The following is a 13,603-nucleotide window of genomic DNA, read 5'->3' as shown; positions in this document are numbered from 1 at the left end:
CCAGTGGCTCAAGCGAAGATGCGCTGCTGCTTGTCCGCCAGCTCCTGCCTGCGCATCATGATGCGGGGCAGGTCCGGGTGCATGGGGTTGATCTCGCGTAGCGCCCAGCTGTAGAACGCCTGCGCGCACATGACATGGATGAGGTCGAGAACTTTCATGCGTTGACTATCGCCGGGGCGCTCGGCTGGCCATGTCGGCATGGGGCGCGTCAGCGCAGCAAGAATTGGCGCCAGCGCCTGTCGGCGAAATGCCCATGCGGCGTAAGCATGGGCGCGCGCTGATCAGGCCTTCTGCGCTTCGAGCCGTGCCTTGAGATTGAGCACTTCGCGCCGCGCGGTGATCCGCTCGGTGTCGTCGCGAATGCAGAACGTGAGGCCCTGCTCGGTGGGCCATACCTTGAAGTAGACCCACATGCCCAGCGGCGGGTAGAACTTGGTGAATTCGACTGTGTGGCCGTCGCGGATGGCGTCCTGGCACTTCTCCAGAAACTTGCCCGATGCCGTCTCCGGAAACTGCGTCAGCATGCACTTGCCGAGCACGTCGTCGCGCTTGCGCCGCAGGATGCGTTCTGCCTCGGGGTTCATGTACAGGAAGCACCAGTCGTGGTCGAGCAGCACGAAGCCGTCCGAGAGGCTCTCCAGCGTGCGCGTGAAGCGCTCGGCCATGCGCTTGACCTCGTCGCTCGCTTCGCGGGCCTTGGTGATGTCCTGGATGGCGCCGCGCAGATGCGTGATGTTGCCCTCTGCATCGACTTCGGCATCGCCAATGCAGCGAATCCACACGGAGCGACCGCGGGCCGTGCGCATCTGCAGTTCAAGATCAAACGGCGTGCCGTGCTTGCCGCACTGCTCGAACGCGCTGACGGCGAGCTCCTGGTAGTGCGGCTCGTAGAACGCGAGTGCGTTTTCGGTGTTGGGTTCGAAGTCGTCGCCTACTTCATGGATGGCCTTGACTTCATCCGACCAGACCCAGTGATTGCCGGACAGCTCGACCGACCAGGCGCCCAGCCGCCCGGCAGCGGCGGCCATGCGCAGCAAAGCCTGTGTCTCGCGCAACTGGTGCTCGGTGACCCAGGCGGACGACACGCCGCCGGACACGCCCAGATAGCCCCGGTAAGTGACGCCGGAAGTCCAGAATGGACTATCCCCGGCAGGCGTGCGTGCACCGCGTTTGGGAAAAACGCGCCGAAATGCAGCGGCCACGCTGTCGCCAAGGCCAGATTGCTGCTTCATGGGGAATGCATTCGCCTGATCCACACGGTTTCTTTCGAGTGCGCAGATGCAGTGCAATTGGCATGCCATGCCTGGTGGCCCTGGGCGCGAGCATGCGCCTGCTGCCACCGCAAGAATTCGCGGCCGCCGGACGACCTCTCAACGCCCCGACGACCGGTCAGATGCCTTTGCTAGGTGGTGTGGCGGCAAATGAGTCGGGGGCAACCGGAGAGCCTTCAGGCGTCACGACAGTAGACGTCAAGAACGCATCGCGGGTTTTGAATGTTCCACCTGGATTCATGTTGGGTTTGACGTTCTTTTTCGACTTGCGCCTGAACGAATCCAGTTTCGCGGCCTCCAGATCATCGTTCAACCCCAGATTTTCCAAAGCTCGCCTCAGGAAGAAGCTCATCTCAATGCGGTGCTTCCACGCGGCGTTGTCCTTGATGTCAATCAACATGCCGCGAAGCTTCTTCATTTGCTCATTCAGAGCCTCTGGCAACTCATCGCCTTCGTTGAGGAGTTCGTGGTAGTTGACAAGGATCTTGACCGATCGAACCACCGCGTGGTCCAGTGCCATGGCCCTGTTTGTTGGATCCGCAATTGCGTCTTCGACTTGCTTCAAAAAGACAGGGAACTCGTCAGCGAGTTTTGCAGCCTTGGCAAGCTCTCTTGCCTTCGCTGCGCGCAATCGCATGGCCTTTTGCTCAGGCGCTGGGGTCGCCTTCTTTGACTTCGCGCTAGAAGGACTCTCTTTCTTCTTGAGAAAGGCGCGGTTTGCTTCACGCGCCCGTAGGCTGTCGATGTGGCTGGCGCGTTCTGCAAGGCCCAGCGCATGCAGGGCAAAGCCGAGCTGCTGGCTTTGCGGCTCGGTCATGGCCAAAAGCAGCACGCCTGCCTTCGAGTCAAGTTGAAAATACACCAAGTCCCACAGACGGTCGCGGTCTTGCTCTGACAGACCCTCACTCCAGCGCTGGGCAATGGCCGCCATAGCCCGCACAAAATCGGCTGGTGTGCCTGCCTCTCGCAATTCACCATAAGTGCGCCGCGTGCGTTCCATCCGGATGGCCTCGAGGGCTGCGCTCGCTTCGGGCGCCAGCCAGCTCACCGCGGCTTCGAGTTTCAGCAGGTCCGGCTCGCTCGGCTCGTGGAACGGGAACTTGCCAGGCACAAGCGCGGGCACAAGCGCAGTCGCAAGCGTTTCGCGCAACACATAGGTGGCAAGTGCAATGTCCTGGAGTTCATCCAGAGCGCTGCTCGCCCCTAAAACACCCTTGAGCTCCTGGTAGTTCTGCATGTGCCCGGCTGCTTCGCACACGGCGGCAGCCAACGCACGAGCATCCAGAGGCTTCTGGCCCGCGCAGGTCTCGACACCGTTTGCCGCTACGCAAAATGCCCTGGCCATACGCTGCCTGTGTAGCGTCATGAATGCTTGCGCGAGGCTTGCCTGGTCTTGCGCCATGCTCGGGTTGGCTTGCAAGTCGGCCGCAAGGGTTTCGAAGTCTTGTTCGGCCCAACCGCGTGTGGCAACCTCCAGTTGCGCAGGGCTGATCGAGCCGTCCGGCGCGTCTTTCAACGCACTGACTAAAGCGTCCTTGATCGTCTGTGCGGTAACAGGCACTGCCGGCGCAGGCTCGTCCGGCAAGGCGACCTCAGCACTGCGGTCCATGTTGCAGATTGCGGCAACAGCATGGCGCTCCTCGTCGGGCAACTGCGCGATCATTGCCAGCACGGCCTCTTCGCCAAGCTCACCGCGAACAATCGCGCGTCCCAGCACATCCACAACAAGGCCGCGTCTGGCGACGATGCTGGGGTCTGCCTGCCCGCAGGCAACCAGCAACTGGTGTGCGCGATCTATCATGTTCGCGTAGATCCCTCGCACACTCGCTGGATCACGCTCCTTCACGGCCACGATCAAACCGGGCAGCAGGGCGCTGTCGGCCGACGCGTCAAGGCGCTTTGAGTTTTCAGCCCTCAACGCATCCAGGATGGGGCCGTAGAAGTTTTTGTCGGTAGGCGATATCGCAGGCTCGGCGTGGTCAAAGCCTTGTGTGAGCGCGACAAGCTGGTCGCGGCTCATCTGGGTCAGCAGAACTTTCAGGCAGGCGTGGAACTCGGCGTCGAAGGTGCTCGTATGCGACCTCATCAGCGGCTTCATTGTGTGGGGCAAGGTCAGCAGCAGGTGGTGCACCGCAAGCCGGTTGGCAGTGCGGCTGCCAGATGTGTCGGCGATTGCCGCCAGCAGTTCACCCACCTGTGCATTTGCCTCACGCTGCGCCTGCCGGGCCTTGGCCTCGACGCGCACGAAGCGCGGCGTCATCGCGTTGACCAGTCGGCCAGCAACGCGCCCTGCCTTTTGGCTGACCGTTTCAACGGTTGCAGGCGACGCGTAGTGGCCGCGCCGGCGAATCTCGGTTTCGATGGTTTCGCGCACAGGGCTCGCGCCATGACGCTCGGCCGCTGCGCTGGCTGCGCGCAGCTGAAAGTCACTCAGTGTTTCAACAGCGAGCTCGCCTGAGGCAAGCGCCGCCTCCACGGGGCTGAGGGGTTCAGCCCTTTGCACGACTCGGGGGGCTTGGGGGGTTTGAGGGGCTTGGGTTGGGGCAACCCGACGGTTGGGAACGACCCGGATGATGAGGGGGGTCGCACCGTACCGGCCATCGCGCATAGGGGGGGCGTGCGGTCGAATGTTCATGGAGTTCTGCGTTGCCAGACTGTTTGCCGGAAATATCGGGTTGCGTGGAGTCAGTTCCAGCAGCAGGCGAATGGTTCCATACAACGGCAGGTACAAGGGCCAATACCGCACCGCACTAGACGAACGAATGGTGAAAGCAGCCGGGAATTACTTCAGCGCCGCGAGAACGTTCTGCGCTGTGGCCGGTGCGTGCATGACGACGGGTGCTTGCACGCCCTTGCCCGCCGCTACCGCTTCGCGAATGGCTTCCCACACGCTGATGGCCAGCATGAAGGGCGGCTCGCCCACGGCCTTGCTGCCGCCCACGTTGTCTTCGCGGTTGGCCTCGTGCCAGAGATCAACCTTGAAGTGGGCCGGTATGTCGCCCGTGGCGGGAATCTTGTAGGTGCTTGGCGCGTGCGTGGTGAGCAGGCCCTTGTCGTTCCAGACCAGCTGCTCGGTCGTGAGCCAGCCCATGCCCTGCACGAAGCCGCCTTCGATCTGGCCGATGTCGATGGCCGGGTTGATGGGCGTGCCGACGTCGTGAAGGATGTCGACCTTCAACACGCGGCTTTCGCCCGTGAGGATGTCGATGGCGACTTCGCTGCAGGCCGCGCCATACGCGAAATAGTAGAACGGCCGGCCCGTGAGCGTGACCTTGTCGTAGTGGATCTTCGGCGTGCGGTAGAAGCCGTCGCTCCAGAGCTGGATGCGGTTGGCGTAGGCGGCTTTGACCACGTCGTCGAAGCTGCGCGTGGTCTTCGGTGTTTTCACCTGGCCGTCTGCAAAGCTCACCGCGCCTGCGCCGCAGCCATCGAGCCCGCCCACGAACGCTGCGAGGTTGTCGCGCACATTGCGTGCGGCAAACTGCGCGGCGCGCCCATTGAGGTCAGTGCCGCTCGACGCAGCAGTGGCCGATGCATTCGGCACTTTGCTCGTGTCGGCTGCGGTGGAGCGCACGCGCTCGAAGAGCACGCCGAGTTCATCGGCGACGACCTGCGCGATCTTGGTGTTCAGGCCCTGGCCCATCTCGGTGCCGCCATGGTTCACCTGCACACTGCCGTCGGTGTACACATGCACCAGCGCGCCCGCCTGGTTGAAGAGCGTGGCCGTGAAGCTGATGCCGAACTTCACCGGCGTGATCGCGATGCCGCGCTTGATCACCGGGTTGTCCGCGTTCCACTGGTCGATGGCTGCGCGCCGTTCGCGATAGCGCGACGTTGCTTCCAGCTGCGAGACGAGCGGCTCGAGGATGTTGTCCTCCACCTTCATCTGGTAGTGCGTGACGTTGCGCTCATCGATGCCGTAGAGGTTGCGCTTGCGTACATCGAGCGAGTCGAGCGCCAGGTGCCGCGCGATGTCGCCCAGGATCGCCTCGATCGCGATCACGCCCTGCGGCCCGCCGAACCCGCGAAAGGCCGTGTGGCTCTGCACATTCGTCTTGCAGCGATAAGAAACGATTTCCACATCCGAAAGGAAATACGCGTTGTCGCTATGGAAAATCGCCCGGTCTGCCACAGGCCCCGACAAGTCCGCCGAGAAGCCGCAGTTGGCGTACATCCTGAGCTGCAACGCCGTGATGAGGCCTGTGTCGTCAAAACCCACGGTGTAGTCATACGCAAACGGATGGCGCTTGCCGGTGATGAGGAAGTCGTCGTCGCGATCGAGCCGCATCTTCACTGCGCGCTTGAACTTGTTGGCCGCCAACGCAGCCCACACCGCGACGTGGCCCGCCTGCGTTTCCTTGCCGCCGAAGCCGCCACCCATGCGCCGGCATTCAACCGTCACAGCATTGTTTTCCAGCCCCAGCGCATGCGACACCCAGTGCTGCACCTCCCCCGGATGCTGCGTGCTGGAGTAGATGTGCCACTGGCCCTGCTCAAGCGGCAGCGCATACGCAACCTGGCCTTCGAGATAAAAATGCTCCTGGCCGCCGACTTCGAGTTGGCCTTCGATCACGTGCCGTGATGCCTGCATCGCCCCCGTGGCATCGCCGCGCTTTACGGTAACGGGCGGCAGCACATAGCTTTGCGCTGCATGCGCCTCGCGCGGCGAGAGGATGGCAGGCAGCGGCGCAATATCTACTTTGACTTTGCGTGCGGCGCGGCGGGCTTGCATCACCGTATCGGCCACGATGATCGCGATGACCTGGCCGATATGCTCGACTCTGCCCAGTGCCAGCACAGGCTCGTCGTGAACGAAGGTGGCGAGGAGCTTGTCGGCGGGAATATCTGCTGCCAGCACGATGCCGTGCACGCCGGGCATCGCAAGTGCCTCGGTGGCATCGACGCCGCGCAGCATGCCATGCGCGACTTGCGAGAGCACCGGCGCTGCATGCAGCGTGCCCCTGACTTCGGGCACGTCGTCGATGTAAGTTGCGCTGCCCGCGACCTGTGCGCGCGCGCTTTCGTGCGGGCGGGATTTACCGACGGCGGCGGTCACGATGCGCTCTCCTGCGGCAGCACGAAGCTCTCGAGGTTGATGTTGGTTGCGCCCTGGCTTTCAAGCCAGTAGCGCTCCATCAGGTTGCCCAGCACTTCGCTGCGGTATGCGGCGCCCGCCCGCATGTCGCTGATCGGCTGGAATTCATAGCGCAATGCTTCGGCGGCTGTGGCGGCGGCTTCGGCTGTCCAGCGCTGGCCGCGCAGGGCGGTTTCAGTTTTTGCGGCTCGCGCCGGTGTTGCTGCAACGCCGCCTGCGCCGATGGAGATTCGATCCACAACGCCATCGACCAGCGTCATGCTGATCGCCAGGCAGATGGCGGAGATGTCGTCGTCGTAGCGTTTGCTGATCTTGTAGGCGCGCACGAGCTCCTGCCCCCACCCCAGCCCTCCCCCAGAGGGGGAGGGAGTAAGAGCAGGTAGCGGGACTTTGATCCACGCGAGCACTTCATCGCTCGCCAGCACGTTCTTGCGATAGCCCGTGTAGAACGCCTCCACCGGCATCTCGCGATGGCCGCGCTGACTCATGAGCACGATGTTGGCGCCCAGCGCAATCAAGAGCGGCATCGAGTCGCCGATGGGTGAGCCGTTCGCGACGTTGCCGCCCAGCGTGCCCGACTGGCGGACCGGCAAGCCAGCGAACCGGTTGGCGAAAGTTTTGAGTTGCGGCCGGTCTGCGACGAGCGCAGCAAACGCATCGTTCAACGACACGGCAGCGCCAATTGCAATGTGATGCTTGTATCGCTCGATGCGTTTGAGCTCGCGCACCTGCGTCACGTCGAGCACCTGCGCAAACTGCATGTGCATCTTGGTCACCCACAGCCCCACGTCTGTGCAGCCCGCGACGAGTTGCGCGGTGGGGTGAGCCGCGCGTGCGGCGAGCAAATCGGCCAGTGTGCGCGGCGCGAGGTAGGTTGGATCAACCGAGGGCTTGAGCGCCTTCAGCTGTGCCAGCAGCTTTTTCTCGTCCACATCCACGCGCGGGTACTGCGACATCTGCTGCGCCGCATCAAGGATAGGCCGGTAGCCCGTGCAGCGGCACAGGTTGCCCGAGAGTTCTTCCTGCGCCAGCTCACGCGTGATGACTTCGCCGTGACACGTATGCGACTGGTACATGCCAAACAGGCTCATCACGAAGCCGGGCGTGCAGAAGCCGCATTGCGAGCCGTGGCACTGCACCATCGCTTCCTGCGCCGGGTGCAGCGTGCCGTCTTCAGCGGCCAGGTCTTCCACCGTCCACAGCGCCATGCCATCGATGGAATGGGCCAGGCGGATGCAACTGTTGATCGCGCGATAACGCACGCGGTTGCCCTCAGCTTCGCCCAGCACCACGGTGCAGGCGCCGCAGTCGCCTTCGCCGCAGCCTTCCTTGGTGCCGGTGGCTCCCAAGTCTTCGCGAAGAACTTCGAGCAGCGTGCGCTCGGGTGGTACATTGCCCAGCGACACTTGCTGGCCGCGGCGGATGAATCGGATTGCGCTGCTGGTAGGCATAAAACTTAGTATGCACGCAAGATTGCAGCCACGGAAATGAGACAACGGCCACTTTTCGTCATGTTGGGTATCTGCTGCGCGCCAGTGAAGGCGGGGTCGGCATTTTCATGACTACGCCTCGCCTGCAGCTGTCGCACATCACCAAGCGCTACCCGTCGGTGGTTGCCAATAGCGACGTGTCGCTGGCTGTTTTGCCAGGCGAGACGCACGCGGTGCTCGGCGAAAACGGCGCGGGCAAATCCACGCTGATGAAGATCATCTACGGCTCGGTCAAGCCCGACGAAGGCAGCGTGCTGTGGAACGGCCAGCCCGTGCACGTGCGCAACCCGCAAGAGGCGCGGGCGCTGGGCATCAGCATGGTGTTCCAGCACTTCAGCCTGTTCGACACGCTCACCGTGGCCGAGAACGTCTGGCTCGGGCTCGACAAGGGCTTGTCGCTCGCGCAGGTCACGCAGAGCATCACCGCCAAGGCGGCTGAATACGGGCTCGACATCGATCCGCGCCGCCACGTGCACACGCTCTCCGTGGGCGAGATGCAGCGCGTTGAAATCATCCGCGCGCTGCTCACCAACCCCAAGCTGCTGATCCTCGATGAGCCCACGTCGGTGCTCACACCGCAGGCGGTTGAAAAACTGTTCGTCGTTTTGAAGAAGCTCGCCAGCGAAGGCTGCAGCATTCTCTACATCAGCCACAAGCTGCATGAGATTCGTGAGCTGTGCAACGCATGCACCGTGCTGCGCGGCGGCAAGGTCACGGGCGTTTGCAACCCGCAGGATGAAAGCAACGCGTCGCTCTCCAAAATGATGATCGGCGCCGAGCCGCCGGCACTGGAGCACCAGGACCGCAAGGCGGGCGATGTGGTGCTGCAGGTCAATGGCCTGAAGCTGCCGCGCGAAGACCAGTTCGGCGTCGATATCGATGGCGTGAGCTTCGAAGTGCGCGCCGGTGAGGTCGTCGGCATTGCGGGTGTTTCAGGCAACGGCCAGCAGGAGCTGCTGCTGGCGCTGTCGGGTGAAGACCAGCGCGCCACAGCCTCGTCGATCAACGTATTCGGCCAGGGCGTGGGGCGCATGGGGCCAGCGCCGCGCCGTGCGATGGGCGTGCACTTCGTGCCGGAAGAGCGCCTCGGGCGCGGCGCTGTGCCGACGCTGGGGCTCGCCCACAACCTGATGCTCACGCGCAATGACGCCATTCGCGCGGGCGGCTGGATCGATACCAAGGCGCTCGATGCGCAGGCGCGCAGCATCATCACCAAATTCAACGTGAAGGCGGGCGGGCCGCATGCGGCAGCCAAGTCGCTCTCGGGCGGCAACCTGCAGAAGTTCATCGTGGGCCGCGAGATCGACGCGAACCCGAAATTGCTCATCGTGTCGCAACCCACCTGGGGTGTTGATGTGGGTGCCGCCGCGCAAATCCGCGGCGAGTTGCTGGCCCTGCGCGATGAAGGTTGCGCCGTGCTCGTGGTGAGCGAAGAACTGGAAGAACTGTTTGAGGTTTGCGACCGCCTCCACGTGATTGCCAAGGGCCGCCTTTCGCCTTCCGTGGACCGTCGCGACGCGACCGTCACGCAGATCGGCGAGTGGATGAGTGGCCTGTGGGACGCGCAGCCCGTGGAGTCCGCCGCGTGATCAAGCTCGAAGCGCGGCCACAGCCGTCGAAGGTGTGGGGCATCGCGTCCCCGCTGCTCGCACTTGCTCTCACGGTGGTCATCGGTGTGCTGCTGTTCATGGCGCTCGGCAAAGACCCGGTCAAGGGCTTGCAGGTGTTCTTCTGGGAGCCGGTCAAGTCGCCCTATGCGTTGGGCGAGTTGATGGTCAAGGCCACGCCGCTGTTGATCATCGCACTGGGCCTGGCGGTGTGCTTTCGCTCGAACGTGTGGAACATCGGTGCGGAAGGCCAGTTCGTCGTCGGCGCGATATTCGCGGGCGGCGTGGCCCTGCTCGCCGACAAGGACACGGGCCGCTGGATCGTCATTGCCATCGTGCTCGCAGGCATCGTCGGCGGCATGGCGTGGGCGTCGATCACGGCCGTGCTGCGCGACAGGTTCAACGCCAATGAAATTCTCGTGAGCCTGATGCTCGTGTACGTGGCGGACCAGCTGCTGTTCTACATGGTGTTCGGCCCCTGGAAAGACCCGGGCGGCTACAACTTTCCACAGTCCAAAACCTTTGAAGCCGTCACGCAGATTCCGCGCTTGCTGACCGGCTCGCGCGTGAGTGTCGGGCTGCTCGTGGCGCTGGCGAGCGTGGCGGCGCTGTGGGTGTTCCTCTTTCGCACACGCGCGGGTTTTGCGCAGCAAGTCGGCGGGCTCGCGCCAGCGGCGGCTCGCTATGCGGGCTTCTCATCGCGCAGGGCCTTGTGGACAGCGCTGATGGTGTCGGGCGGCGCGGCGGGCCTGGCGGGCGCGCTCGAAGTCGCGGGGCCCATTGGCCAGCTCACGCCGTATGTGCCCGCGGGCTACGGCTTCGCGGCGATCATCGTTGCGTTTGTGGGGCGGCTGCACCCGGTGGGGATGGTGTTCTCTGCCGTGCTCATGAGCATGTTCTATATCGGCGGCGAGCTGGCGCAGTCGCGGCTTGGCCTGCCGAAGTCACTCACCGGCGTGTTCCAGGGGCTGCTGCTGTTCACGCTGCTGGCCTGCGACACGCTCATTGCCTATCGCGTGCGGTTCACCGCTGTGCGCCGGTTGAAGGAGGCCAGCTGATGGACGCATGGTCGCTCCTGCTGGCTGCCACGCTCAATGGCGGCACCGTGCTGGCGCTGGCGGCGCTGGGCCTGTTGATCAACGAGAAAGCGGGCATCGTCAACCTCGGCGCGGAAGGACTCATGCTCTGCGCCGCGATTGCGGGCTTCGCCACCGTGATCCACACGGGCAACGACTGGCTGGGCTTTGCCGCCGGCATGGGTGCGGGCGCCCTGCTCGCTGCGGTCTTCGGCGTGCTGGTGATCTGGCTCAACACGAACCAGTACGCAACGGGGCTCGCGCTGAGCCTGTTCGGCACGGGCTTCTCGGCCTTTGCGGGCATCAAATACGTGCAGGAGAAGTTGCCCGAACGGCCGAACTTCGCCATCCCGCTCCTGTCGGACATTCCGCTCGTGGGGCCGGCGCTGTTTCGCCAGCATCCCATCGTGTACGTCACGATTGCGTTTGCGGCGTGGCTGATCTGGTTTTTGTACCGCTCGCGCTCGGGCCTGGTCCTGCGCTCCGTGGGCGAGTCACCCGAGTCGGCGCATGCGCTGGGTTACCCGGTGCGGCGCATCCGGCTGATGGCCGTGGTGGCCGGCGGCATGCTGTGCGGGCTGGCGGGCGCGTACCTGGCGATCATCTACACCTCGCTCTGGGTCGAGGGCATGGTGGCGGGCCGTGGCTGGATCGCACTGGCGCTGACGACTTTCGCCACCTGGCGCCCGGCGCGCGTGCTGTTTGGCGCCTACCTGTTCGGCGGCGTGACCATGCTGCAGTTCCAGCTGCAAGGCGCAGGCGTTGAAGTGCCCAGCCAGTTCCTCACGATGCTGCCGTACGTGGCCACCATCGTCGTGCTGGCACTGATTTCGCGTAACCCCGCCTGGATACGGGTCAACATGCCCGCTTCGCTTGGAAAACCGTTTTATCCCGGCTCATAATCATTTTTTCAGCTCCCTGGCTTCGCTACCCCCTCGTTAGAAGGACTCTCATGACTGACTTGAAGAAACGTTCCCTGATCAAGGTTGCGGCACTGTCCGCGCTGGTGACAGCCGCTGCTGTCGGCTGCAGCAAGAGCGAGCCGCCGCCGGCACCCGCGCCCGCACCGGCTCCTGCCGCCGCCGCACCCAAGCCCGAGCCGCTGAAGATCGCCTTCGCCTACGTCGGCCCGGTGGGCGACGGCGGCTGGACCTTCGCGCATGACAACGGCCGCAAAGCCATCGAGAAGGAATTCGGCGACAAGGTCGTCACGAGCTTCGTCGAGAAGGTGCCAGAGTCGGCTGACGCCGAGCGCGTGATGCGCGACATGGTCTCGCAAGGCAACAAGCTGATCTTCGGCACGACGTTCGGCTACATGGAGCCGATGCTCAAAGTCGCCGCTGACGCCAAGGACGTGAAGTTCGAACACGCCACCGGCTACAAGAATGCAGAGAACCTGCGCGCCTATGACAGCCGCACCTATGAAGGCGCGTACATGGCCGGCGTGATCGCAGGCAAGATGACCAAGACCAACACGCTGGGCGTGGTGGGCTCGATCCCGATTCCTGAGGTGATCCGCAACATCAACAGCTTCACGATGGGTGCGCAGTCGGTCAACCCGAAGGTCAAGACCAAGGTGGTCTGGGTGGGCGACTGGTTCAACATCCCGAAGGAAACCGAAGCGGCCACGGCCCTGATCAACGGCGGCGCTGACGTGCTGATGCAAAACACCGATTCGTCGGCCGTGCTGCAAACCGCCGAGAAGATGGGCAAGCGCGCCTTTGGCTGGGATAGCGACATGAGCTCTTACGGCCCCAAGGCCCACCTGGGTTCTGCCGTGATCAACTGGGCGCCTTACTACATCAAGGCCACGAAGGACGCACTCGACAAGAAGTGGACGACCTCGCCAGACAAGATCTGGTGGGGCGTCAAGGAAGGCGCGATCGACTTCGTTTCCGTCGCGGCTGATGTGCCGGAAGATGCGAAGAAGAAGGTTGATGAAGTGAAGGCCGGCTTGAAGGACGGCAGCTTCTCGATCTGGAAGGGCCCGATCGTGGACAACACCGGCAAGGAAGTCCTTGCAAAGGACGCCGTCGCCGACGACAAGTTCCTTGGCGGCATCAGCTTCTACGTCAAGGGCGTTGAGGGCAAGGTGCCCGGTGAAAAGAAGTAACTTGAAAAACGCTGCGCGTTTTTCAAGTTGTCTGACTAGATGAAAAGACCCGGCGGAGCCGGGTTTTTTCATGGGGCTTGCGCGCTGCGCGTTGCTGCGCACGCATAGTGCCCCGGTGGGGGTTTCCCGCGCACGGGAGACAGGATTTGTGGCTACGCTCATGAACTCATCAACCAGGAGAAGAACGATGGCATTTGGACGAATGAAGGCACTGCTGCTGGTCGCAGGCATGCTGCTCACGGGCGCAGCCAGCGCGCAGGCGACTCGCACGTGGATTTCGGGCGTGGGCGACGACGCCAACCCCTGCTCGCGCACGGCGCCATGCAAAACCTTCGCTGGCGCCATCAGCAAGACGGCAGTCGGCGGCATCATCAATGCGCTCGACCCGGCTGGCTTCGGTGCCGTGACCATCACCAAGGCCATCACGCTTGACGGCGGCCACGTGATGGCCAGCGTGCTCAGCTCGAGCACCAGCGGCATCATCATCAATGTCGGCACGACTGATCTTGTCGTGCTGCGCAACCTGCATATGGACGGCACCAATTCGACGGCCAACTCGGCGGGCGTGAAGATCCTGCAGGCCGGCATGGTCGTCATCGAAGACTCCAACATCCAGCGCTACGAAGCCGGCATCGACATCACCTCAGGCGCAACAGGCGTGCGGGTCGATATCAAGAACGTCACGTCCACCGGCAGCCTGTTCGGCCTGCGTGCCGCTGCACCGAACGCCATCACCAGCCTGCGCGGCTCGTCCATCCGGGGCAACGGCACGGGCATCAGTGTGGCGGCAGGCGAAGTGACCATGCAGGGCAACTCGATCACGCACAACACACTCGGCCTCATCAGGACGGGCGGCACGTTGTCGAGCTATAACGACAACATGATTTTTGGCAACAACTCCAGCGACTGGAAGCCGGGCAAGAACCCGCAATACAAGTTCGACTGAAGCCA

12 protein-coding genes are annotated in these 13,603 nt (G+C 63.4%); 7 read left to right on the top strand and 5 right to left on the bottom strand.

The window, feature by feature from the left end; all coding sequences use genetic code 11:
* Positions 1-8: 8 nt before the first annotated feature.
* The 3 genes from GHT07_RS02640 to GHT07_RS02630 all read right to left on the bottom strand — a co-directional run bounded on the left by GHT07_RS02640 (position 9) and on the right by GHT07_RS02630 (position 2,673).
* The gene (locus GHT07_RS02640) at positions 9-158 is read right to left on the bottom strand and encodes a hypothetical protein (protein ID WP_153583510.1); all 150 of its coding nucleotides are present in this window, start codon (positions 156-158) and stop codon (positions 9-11) included.
* Between the two features lie 123 nt (positions 159-281).
* Positions 282-1,232 carry a PAS domain-containing protein gene (locus tag GHT07_RS02635; protein ID WP_194792798.1) on the bottom strand — a complete coding sequence of 317 codons (951 nt, stop codon included), beginning with the start codon at positions 1,230-1,232 and terminating at the stop codon, positions 282-284.
* 157 nt (positions 1,233-1,389) lie between these two features.
* Entirely contained in the window at positions 1,390-2,673 is a 1,284-nt protein-coding gene (locus tag GHT07_RS02630; protein WP_153583508.1) for a hypothetical protein, read from the bottom strand.
* Between the two features lie 228 nt (positions 2,674-2,901).
* Here GHT07_RS02630 and GHT07_RS02625 point away from each other — a divergent pair, with 228 nt between their 5' ends.
* Positions 2,902-3,174, top strand: coding sequence for a hypothetical protein (locus tag GHT07_RS02625; RefSeq protein WP_153583507.1), 273 nt, complete (start codon positions 2,902-2,904; stop codon positions 3,172-3,174).
* Between the two features lie 72 nt (positions 3,175-3,246).
* On the top strand, positions 3,247-3,729 hold the full coding sequence (locus tag GHT07_RS02620; protein WP_153583506.1) for a hypothetical protein: 483 nt from the start codon (positions 3,247-3,249) through the stop codon (positions 3,727-3,729).
* A 324-nt stretch (positions 3,730-4,053) separates the two neighbouring features.
* Here GHT07_RS02620 and xdhB read toward each other — a convergent pair whose 3' ends face one another.
* A complete protein-coding gene (gene xdhB, locus GHT07_RS02615) occupies positions 4,054-6,327 on the bottom strand; it encodes a xanthine dehydrogenase molybdopterin binding subunit (protein ID WP_323740756.1) in 2,274 nt (757 codons plus the stop codon).
* Positions 6,324-7,817 (bottom strand): xanthine dehydrogenase small subunit, encoded by a 1,494-nt coding sequence (xdhA, locus tag GHT07_RS02610; protein WP_153583505.1) that lies wholly within the window; start codon positions 7,815-7,817, stop codon positions 6,324-6,326. Before xdhA ends, xdhB begins: the two co-directional genes overlap by 4 nt.
* A gap of 107 nt (positions 7,818-7,924) precedes the next feature.
* On the opposite strand from xdhA, the gene GHT07_RS02605 reads away from it, so the two are divergent.
* The 5 genes from GHT07_RS02605 to GHT07_RS02585 all read left to right on the top strand — a co-directional run bounded on the left by GHT07_RS02605 (position 7,925) and on the right by GHT07_RS02585 (position 13,598).
* Positions 7,925-9,445 (top strand): ABC transporter ATP-binding protein, encoded by a 1,521-nt coding sequence (locus tag GHT07_RS02605; RefSeq protein ID WP_153583504.1) that lies wholly within the window; start codon positions 7,925-7,927, stop codon positions 9,443-9,445.
* Positions 9,442-10,521 carry an ABC transporter permease gene (locus GHT07_RS02600; protein WP_323740755.1) on the top strand — a complete coding sequence of 360 codons (1,080 nt, stop codon included), beginning with the start codon at positions 9,442-9,444 and terminating at the stop codon, positions 10,519-10,521. Before GHT07_RS02605 ends, GHT07_RS02600 begins: the two co-directional genes overlap by 4 nt.
* Positions 10,521-11,441 carry an ABC transporter permease gene (locus tag GHT07_RS02595; protein WP_153583503.1) on the top strand — a complete coding sequence of 307 codons (921 nt, stop codon included), beginning with the start codon at positions 10,521-10,523 and terminating at the stop codon, positions 11,439-11,441. The genes GHT07_RS02600 and GHT07_RS02595 overlap by 1 nt, the downstream gene beginning before the upstream one ends.
* Positions 11,442-11,491: 50 nt before the next feature.
* Complete coding sequence (locus GHT07_RS02590; protein WP_153583502.1) at positions 11,492-12,652, top strand: BMP family ABC transporter substrate-binding protein; 1,161 nt, start codon at positions 11,492-11,494, stop codon at positions 12,650-12,652.
* 187 nt (positions 12,653-12,839) lie between these two features.
* Complete coding sequence (locus GHT07_RS02585; protein ID WP_153583501.1) at positions 12,840-13,598, top strand: right-handed parallel beta-helix repeat-containing protein; 759 nt, start codon at positions 12,840-12,842, stop codon at positions 13,596-13,598.
* Positions 13,599-13,603 lie beyond the last annotated feature (5 nt).

Source organism: Caenimonas koreensis DSM 17982, assembly GCF_009646335.1.
Taxonomy (GTDB): Bacteria; Pseudomonadota; Gammaproteobacteria; order Burkholderiales; family Burkholderiaceae_C; genus Ramlibacter; species Ramlibacter koreensis.
The sequence above is the reverse complement of the archived record's forward strand: the minus strand, read 5'-3'. Positions and strand labels throughout refer to the sequence as shown.